7 protein-coding genes, 2 tRNA genes and 1 pseudogene are annotated in these 7,266 nt (G+C 32.4%); 5 read left to right on the top strand and 5 right to left on the bottom strand.

Going from position 1 to position 7,266, the window contains the following annotated elements; genetic code table 11:
* Positions 1–215: 215 nt before the first annotated feature.
* A tRNA-Met gene (locus AJN69_RS00300) sits at positions 216–291 on the bottom strand.
* 33 nt (positions 292–324) lie between these two features.
* Positions 325–399 (bottom strand) — tRNA-Gln (locus AJN69_RS00295).
* 93 nt (positions 400–492) lie between these two features.
* Between AJN69_RS00295 and AJN69_RS00290 the strand changes: the two genes are divergently transcribed.
* The 5 genes from AJN69_RS00290 to lpxD are packed head-to-tail and all read left to right on the top strand — an operon-like array spanning position 493 to position 5,108.
* On the top strand, positions 493–1,512 hold the full coding sequence (locus AJN69_RS00290; RefSeq protein WP_070248256.1) for a bifunctional 3,4-dihydroxy-2-butanone 4-phosphate synthase/GTP cyclohydrolase II: 1,020 nt from the start codon (positions 493–495) through the stop codon (positions 1,510–1,512).
* A gap of 11 nt (positions 1,513–1,523) precedes the next feature.
* Complete coding sequence (locus AJN69_RS00285; RefSeq protein WP_002852081.1) at positions 1,524–1,967, top strand: GatB/YqeY domain-containing protein; 444 nt, start codon at positions 1,524–1,526, stop codon at positions 1,965–1,967.
* Positions 1,968–1,984: 17 nt separating this feature from the next.
* Positions 1,985–3,685 (top strand): acetolactate synthase large subunit, encoded by a 1,701-nt coding sequence (locus AJN69_RS00280; RefSeq protein ID WP_070248254.1) that lies wholly within the window; start codon positions 1,985–1,987, stop codon positions 3,683–3,685.
* Positions 3,682–4,146 carry an acetolactate synthase small subunit gene (gene ilvN / locus AJN69_RS00275; protein ID WP_002852211.1) on the top strand — a complete coding sequence of 155 codons (465 nt, stop codon included), beginning with the start codon at positions 3,682–3,684 and terminating at the stop codon, positions 4,144–4,146. Before AJN69_RS00280 ends, ilvN begins: the two co-directional genes overlap by 4 nt.
* Complete coding sequence (gene lpxD / locus AJN69_RS00270; RefSeq protein WP_053872440.1) at positions 4,143–5,108, top strand: UDP-3-O-(3-hydroxymyristoyl)glucosamine N-acyltransferase; 966 nt, start codon at positions 4,143–4,145, stop codon at positions 5,106–5,108. Before ilvN ends, lpxD begins: the two co-directional genes overlap by 4 nt.
* Here the strand turns inward: lpxD and queA are convergent.
* The 3 genes and pseudogenes from queA to tatB all read right to left on the bottom strand — a co-directional run bounded on the left by queA (position 5,097) and on the right by tatB (position 7,263).
* Complete coding sequence (gene queA / locus AJN69_RS00265) at positions 5,097–6,125, bottom strand: tRNA preQ1(34) S-adenosylmethionine ribosyltransferase-isomerase QueA (protein ID WP_070248252.1); 1,029 nt, start codon at positions 6,123–6,125, stop codon at positions 5,097–5,099. The two genes, lpxD and queA, sit on opposite strands and share 12 nt — an antisense overlap.
* Entirely contained in the window at positions 6,118–6,855 is a 738-nt protein-coding gene (gene tatC, locus AJN69_RS00260) for a twin-arginine translocase subunit TatC (RefSeq protein ID WP_070248250.1), read from the bottom strand. The genes queA and tatC overlap by 8 nt, the downstream gene beginning before the upstream one ends.
* A pseudogene (tatB, locus tag AJN69_RS00255) lies at positions 6,848–7,263 on the bottom strand (Sec-independent protein translocase protein TatB). Before tatB ends, tatC begins: the two are co-directional and overlap by 8 nt.
* Between the last annotated feature and the right edge of the window lie 3 nt (positions 7,264–7,266).

The following is a 7,266-nucleotide window of genomic DNA, read 5'->3' as shown; positions in this document are numbered from 1 at the left end:
AGTTTAATTAGTTTTTACTCTCCTACTTGTTAAAAATTTCATCCTAATAATTTTAAAATTATTGGGATGGATGTTTTTAAGGTTGTTAAACTCTTTTTAGATTGCAATCATTCTTTTAAAGTATTTTAAAAACTCAGCTAAGATTAACAATAAATCATTTTAAATCATTTTAAGACGATTAAAAAGAAGTGAAGAGGATTGAAGATTAATACATTTGGTTGCGAAGGGGAGATTTGAACTCCCGACCTTCGGGTTATGAGCCCGACGAGCTAACCACTGCTCTACTTCGCGGCATATAAGATATTTGAAATATAAAATAAGAAGTGGATGGGGTAAAGGGATTCGAACCCCTGAATGACAGGACCAAAACCTGTTGCCTTACCGCTTGGCGATACCCCAATAAATATTTTTTTAAAAATGTGATTATAATGAATTTTAATTTATTTGTCAAGCAATTTAAGTTATAATTTTAAAAATTTTAAGGAAATAAAGATGAAATTTGTTAGCATAGAACAAGCGATTAAGGATTTGCAAGCAGGAAAAATGCTTGTTATGGTAGATGCAGAAGATAGAGAAAATGAAGGTGATTTAATCTTTCCTGCGCAATTTAGCACCCAAGAAAAAGTAAATTTCATGATAAAAGAAGCTCGTGGTGTGGTTTGTGTAGCCTTAGATGAAGCTTTAGCAAAAAAATTTGAACTTCCTTTAATGGTTCCTAAAAATACTTCAAACCACGAAACTGCTTTTACTATAACCGTAGATGCAAAAGATGCTACAACGGGAGTTAGCGCCTATGAAAGAAATATGACTATACAAATTTTTGCCGATGATAATGCTAAAGCGAGTGATTTTGTAAGACCAGGGCATATCAATCCTTTAATCGCAAAAAAAGGTGGGGTTTTAGAACGCACAGGTCATACAGAAGGCACGGTTGATCTTTGTAAATTAGCAGGATTAAAAGGTGCTTGTGTGATTTGTGAAATTGTAAAAGATAATGGAGATATGGCAAGAAGAGAAGATCTAGAAATTTTTTGCCAAAAACATGATTTAAATATGATAGCCGTAAGCGATCTTATAGAATATCGCCTAAAACATGAAAGCCTTATTAAGCTTGAAGAAAAAAGTCAAAGTGTTTTAGCAGGTTTTAAAGCAGAAAAATTTATCTTTAGCGATCATAATCAAACCCAACACATAGCTTTTTGCTTTAAAGATATCAAAAAATGCGAAAATGTTAAATTTCATATCAGTGGTAGTGATTTTGAGCTTTTAACTTCAGATAAATTTTCAAAACTTTTAGAGCAAATCAAATTTCTTAGTGAAAATGGTGGCGTTATAGTTTTCATGCAAGGAGAAAAATCCAGTACTACTCAATACAAAAACTATGGTATAGGAGCACAGATTTTAAGATATTTTGGTATAGAAGAAATTAAACTTTTATCTCAAAGTTGTGATAAAGACTATATAGGCTTAGAAGGTTTTGGTTTAAATCTTAAAGCTTGTAATTTTAACTAAAAAGGAAAAAAATGACTTTAAAAGAACAAATTTTAAACGATATCAAAGAGGCAATGAAACAAAAAGATGATTTTAAAAGAGATAGTTTAAGAACTCTAAATGCAGCTTTTAAGCAAATAGAAGTGGATGAAAGAATAGAATTAGATAATGAAAGAATTTATAAAATCATTGCAAGTGAAATCAAAAAACGCAAAGACGCAATCGAACTTTATCTTAAGGCAAATCGTGAAGATTTAGCACAAAAAGAACAAAATGAAATAAGTCTTTTTGAAATTTATCTGCCTAAACAACTAAGTGATGAGGAGTTAACTTTAGCCTTAAAACAACTTATAGAAGAATTGGGCGTAAGTTCACTAAAAGAACAAGGTTTGGTGATGAAAGAAGCTAAAATAAAATTAGGTGCGAGTGTTGATGGTAAAAGACTTAATTTAGCACTTAAAGAGCTTTTACAATAATTTTTTGGAGTGTTATTATGAAAGAGTTAAGCGGTTCAGCAATGATTTGCGAGGCTTTAAAAGAAGAAAATGTTAAAATTGTTTTTGGCTATCCTGGAGGCGCTGCGCTTAATATTTATGATGAAATTTACAATCAAAAGTATTTTAAACATATTTTAGTGCGTCATGAACAAGCGGCTTTGCATGCTGCTGATGCTTACGCAAGAATGAGCGGAGAAGTTGGCGTGGCTATAGTTACAAGCGGACCAGGTTTTACAAATACTATTACAGGCCTAGCTACGGCTTATAGTGATTCTATCCCTTTAATATTGATTTCAGGGCAGGTGGCAAATTCTCTTATTGGCACAGATGCTTTTCAAGAAATTGATGCAGTAGGTATTTCAAGACCTTGTGTGAAGCATAATTATTTAGTTACTTGTATAGAAGAATTTCCACGCATTTTAAAAGAGGCTTTTTATATAGCAAGGAGTGGTAGACCTGGGCCTGTGCATATAGATGTGCCAAAAGATGTAAGTGCAACTTTGGGACTTTGGGAATATCCTAAAGAAATTTCTATGAAAACTTATAAGCCTGTTTATAAGGGTAACTCAAAGCAAATTAAAAAATTTGCAGAGCTTTTAAAAGAAGCAAAAAGACCTTTATTTTACTTGGGTGGAGGTTGTATCAGTTCTAATGCAAGTGAGCAAATCAGAGAGCTTGTAAAATTTACAAAAATTCCAGCAGTTGAAACCTTGATGGCGCTTGGAACTTTAAGAAGTGATGATGTTTTTAATCTCAAAATGGCAGGCATGCATGGAAGCTATGCTGCTAATATGGCTTTAAGTGAGTGTGATTTGCTTGTGAGTGTAGGAGCGAGATTTGATGATAGGATTACAGGAAAAACAAGTGAATTTGCCAAACATGCGACTATAGTTCATGTTGATATTGATCCTAGTTCTATTTCAAAGATTATCAATGCGCATTATCCTATAGTAGGAGATATTAAAGAAGTTCTTAAAGAGCTTTTAGAAGAGCTTAAAAAGGAAAATTTCAACACAACTTTTAAAGAATGGCACGAAACTTTAAAGCGTTATAATGAACTTTATCCGCTTTCTTATGAAGATAGCAATGAGATTTTAAAACCGCAATGGGTGATTGAAGAATGTGCGAAAATGGCTCCAGATGCAAGGATTATTACCGATGTGGGTCAGCATCAAATGTGGGTAGCGCAGTTTTATCCTTTTAATTATCCAAGACAGCTTGCAACAAGTGGAGGACAAGGAACTATGGGATATTCTTTACCTGCTGCTTTGGGTGCAAAGCTTGCTGTGGATGAAGAAGTGGTGATTAATTTCGTAGGTGATGGATCGGTTTTAATGAATATCCAAGAGCTTATGACTGCTCATGAGTATGGTATAAAAACTATAAATATTATTTTAAATAATGCCTTTTTAGGTATGGTAAGACAATGGCAAAGTATGTTTTATAAAGAGCATTTTTCACAAACAGATTTAAGCACTCAGCCTGATTTTATCAAAATTGCTCAAGGTTTTGGTTGCGAAGGTTATGAAATTTCAAACAAAGAAGAATTCATTCAAGCTTTTAGCCAAGCTTTAAAAAGCGATAAAACCTCTCTTTTAAATGTAAAAATTGATCGCTTTGAAGATGTTTTACCTATGGTGCCTGCAGGAGGTGCGATTTATAATATGATTTTACCAAAGGCAAAGGATAGACAATGAGAAGGGTTTTATCGGTAATTGTTTTAAATGAGCATGGGGTTTTATCTCGTATAGTAGGACTTTTTTCAGGAAGAGGTTATAATATTGACTCGCTTACAGTAGCACCTTTGGAAAATAAAGAATTTTCGCGTATTAATATAGTTACTTCAGGAAATGAAAGAACTTTTGAGCAGATAGTCAAACAACTTCATAAGCTTATTCCTACTTATAAAGTGATAGAAAGTGAAGAATTTATTGACAAAGAAATGGCTTTGGTGAAAATTCCTTTAAATGAAAATTTAGGTGGACTTGATGCCGTTTTGAAAGCTTATAATGGTACTATTGCAAATAGTAATGAGAATTTTTTGTTTTTAATGGTTGCTGATGATGCAAATCGCATTGATAATTTTTTAAAAACAATTAAAAAATACAATCCTAGTGATATAGTTCGCAGTGGATCTGTTTTGATGGAGATTAAATGAAATTAAGTGAAATAGCAGAATTTTTAAGCTTAGAGTATAAAGGTGAGGATATAGAAATCAGTGCTTTAAATTCTTTATTGAAAGCAAATTTTACAGAGCTTACTTATTGTGATGGTGAGAAAAATACTAAAGATATACCTCACACAGGAGCTGCTGCTATTTTAGTATCTAAAGAATATGAAAATTTAGTACCTAAGGACACTAAAGCTTTGATTACTCAAAATCCACATTTGAATTTTGCTTTTTTAAGCAAGCTTTTTGCTAAGCCTTTGATAAGCACAGCTAAAGAAAAAGTGCAAAATATCGCAAAAAGCGCAAGAATTATGCCTAATGTCTATATAGGTGATAATGTAAATATAGGTGAAAATGTAATCATTATGGCAGGAGCTTATATAGGCGATAATGTCAGCATTGGCGATGAGAGTATTATCCATCCTAATGTAGTGATTTATAATGACACTAAAATTGGTAAAAAATGTCATTTGCTTGCTAATTGTGTAATAGGAAGCGATGGTTTTGGTTATGCGCACAATAAAAACGGCGAACATTATAAAATTTATCATAATGGCAATGTGATTTTAGAAGATTTTGTAGAAGTGGGGGCTTGTACAACTATAGATAGAGCAGTTTTTGATAGTACTATTATCAAAGCAGGTACTAAGGTAGACAATCTAGTTCAAATCGGACATAATTGCAATATAGGTCAAAATTGTATCATTGTAGCACAAACTGGAATTTCAGGTTCAAGTGAGTTAGGACGCAATGTTATTATGGGTGGTCAAAGCGCAACGAGTGGACATTTAAAAATAGGCGATTTTAGTACTATAGCTGCAAGAGGCGGTGTGAGTAAAAATTTAGAAGGTGGGCGCGTTTATGGTGGTTTTCCTATCATGCTTCAAAAAGATTGGCTAAAACTTCAAGCTAAAATAGCAATAAATTTTAAAGAAAAATCACAAGATTAACATCGCATCGCCATAAGAGTAAAAGCGATATTTTTCTTTTATGGCAAGTTCATAAAGTTTTAAACACTGTTCTCTACCGATAAAAGCTGAAACTAGCATGATAAGAGTAGATTTTGGTAAATGAAAATTGGTCAAAAGATGATTTTGTCTTATAGGTGGATTTTGCGGGTGTAAAAAAAGATCGCAAAAACCATTTTTTGTTTTAGTTCTTGCATAATATTCTATAGTTCTTGTTACCGTTGTTCCTACGCCTAAAATAGCTTGTTTTGAATCTATAATTTCACATGCTTGCTGCGGAATATTAAAAAATTCGCTATGCATTTTATGCTCTTGTATATTTTCACATTCCACGCTTTTAAAGGTTCCAGCTCCTACATGTAAAGTTAAATGATAAATTTCGTGTTTTTTTCTTAAATTTTCAAGCATAGTCTCACTAAAATGTAAACTTGCAGTTGGAGCAGCTACCGCGCCTAAATTTTTTGCAAAGATACTTTGATAATCTTTCAAATCACTTTTTTCATCCTCCCTTTTAATATAAGGAGGCAAGGGTATATGTCCTATCTTGTCAAGCAGGTTGTAAAGATTTGAGGTGTCTAAGGTTTTATCATTTTGAAAAAATTGAACTTTTCGAAGACCATCATCTAAAAGTTTTACAACGCGCGCTTTTAAATCCTCTTTAAAATATAAGATTTCATCTTTTTTAACACGCCCTTTAATTTGAGCTAGAAAAAGTGGATTGTGAGAATTTAAAAAAGGTTGATGTAAGAAAAGCTCTATTTTTCCTCCGCTTGCTTTATTGCCATAAATTCTTGCTTTAATAACTTTAGTATCATTGAAAAAAATCGCGCAGTTGGGTAAAAAGTCTTGTAAATTTTTAAAAGTAGTGTGAAAAATTTCTTTGTTTTTGCGATCAAAAACCAAAAGCCTAGCATCTTCTTTCGGATTTGCAGGATAGTTAGCTATGAGTTCATTAGCTAGAGTGTAATCATAGCTTGAAAGAAGTAAGTCTTTATTCATCACTTTCTTTATCTTTTGGGGCAGGATTTACCTTTTGAACAATTAAAATAGAAAGTCCATAAAGTCCACAAAGTGGTCCTGCCATTAAAAATTGAGATAAAACATCAGGTGGAGTCATAAAGGCTGAAAAAACAAAAATAACTAAAACAGCTATGCGAAAATGGCGTTTTAAAAAACTATCATCTATAAGCCCGATTTTAGCAAAGAAAAAGGCAATTACAGGCATTTCAAAAGCTAAGCCAAAAGCCACAACAACTTTTGTAAAAAAATCTACATAAGTTCCTATGGTAATCACAGGATTAAAATCTTCATTTAAACCAAAATTAATCAAAAATTTAAAAGCCAAAGGCACTACAACAAAATAACAAAAACAAGCCCCTAAGGCGAACATAATGCTTGCAAAACTAACAAAAGGCACCACAAGGCGTTTTTCATTATCGTAAAGTCCCGGAGCTACAAATTTCCAAAATTGCCAAAAAATTACAGGTAAAGAAAAGATAAAGGCTGCAAAAAAACTAACTTTCATTGCAGTAAATAAGGCTTCTTGTACTTCAATTACATTCACATGTTTGGCTACTTCGGGCAAAACAGCTATAAGTGGAGCTTTTAGAATATCTAAGATATAGCTTCGTAGAGCAAAACATACAATAAACATAACTACAATGCAAGCAACGCTTATAAAAAGGCGTTTTCTAAGTTCTACTAAATGAGGTCTTAATTCTTCAAACATTTATTTTTCCGTTTTATCTTGTGTTTCTAATTTGCTAAGATTTGGTTTTTCTTCTGTATTTAAATTTTGTCCGCTAAGGTTATTTTTTGTGTTATCATCTCTGCTATCAAAGGTTAAATCCACCTTTGTTTTATCTAAAATATCTCTTTTAAGGTCATCAAATTCTTCAAAACTGAGTTTTTTGCGTATGTTTTCATTAGTGCTTGAAAATTCATCTTTGTATTTCTTAGCTTCTTCTTTTAAGTCATTGATGCGTATTTCTTTTTCTATGCTTGATTTTGCATCATCTATGTTGCGTTTTACAGCTTTTAGAATTTTTGCTATTTGTACTATAGCTTCTGGAAGTTTATCAGGCCCTAAGACTAAAATCGCTACAACTAAAATAACTATAATTTCACCAAAACTCATTAA

Origin of the sequence: Campylobacter sp. BCW_4338 (assembly GCF_001763255.1) — a bacterium.
Lineage (GTDB): Bacteria > Campylobacterota > Campylobacteria > Campylobacterales > Campylobacteraceae > Campylobacter_D > Campylobacter_D jejuni.
This window is presented reverse-complemented; position numbering and strand designations above follow the sequence as displayed.

Excerpts from the sequence above, each read along its gene's own strand:
- queA (WP_070248252.1), bottom strand. The coding sequence starts at position 6,125 with ATGAATAAAGACTTACTTCTTTCAAGCTATGATTACACTCTAGCTAAT.
- lpxD (WP_053872440.1), top strand. The coding sequence starts at position 4,143 with ATGAAATTAAGTGAAATAGCAGAATTTTTAAGCTTAGAGTATAAAGGT.
- tatC (WP_070248250.1), bottom strand. The coding sequence starts at position 6,855 with ATGTTTGAAGAATTAAGACCTCATTTAGTAGAACTTAGAAAACGCCTT.
- ilvN (WP_002852211.1), top strand. The coding sequence starts at position 3,682 with ATGAGAAGGGTTTTATCGGTAATTGTTTTAAATGAGCATGGGGTTTTA.
- AJN69_RS00290 (WP_070248256.1), top strand. The coding sequence starts at position 493 with ATGAAATTTGTTAGCATAGAACAAGCGATTAAGGATTTGCAAGCAGGA.
- AJN69_RS00285 (WP_002852081.1), top strand. The coding sequence starts at position 1,524 with ATGACTTTAAAAGAACAAATTTTAAACGATATCAAAGAGGCAATGAAA.
- AJN69_RS00280 (WP_070248254.1), top strand. The coding sequence starts at position 1,985 with ATGAAAGAGTTAAGCGGTTCAGCAATGATTTGCGAGGCTTTAAAAGAA.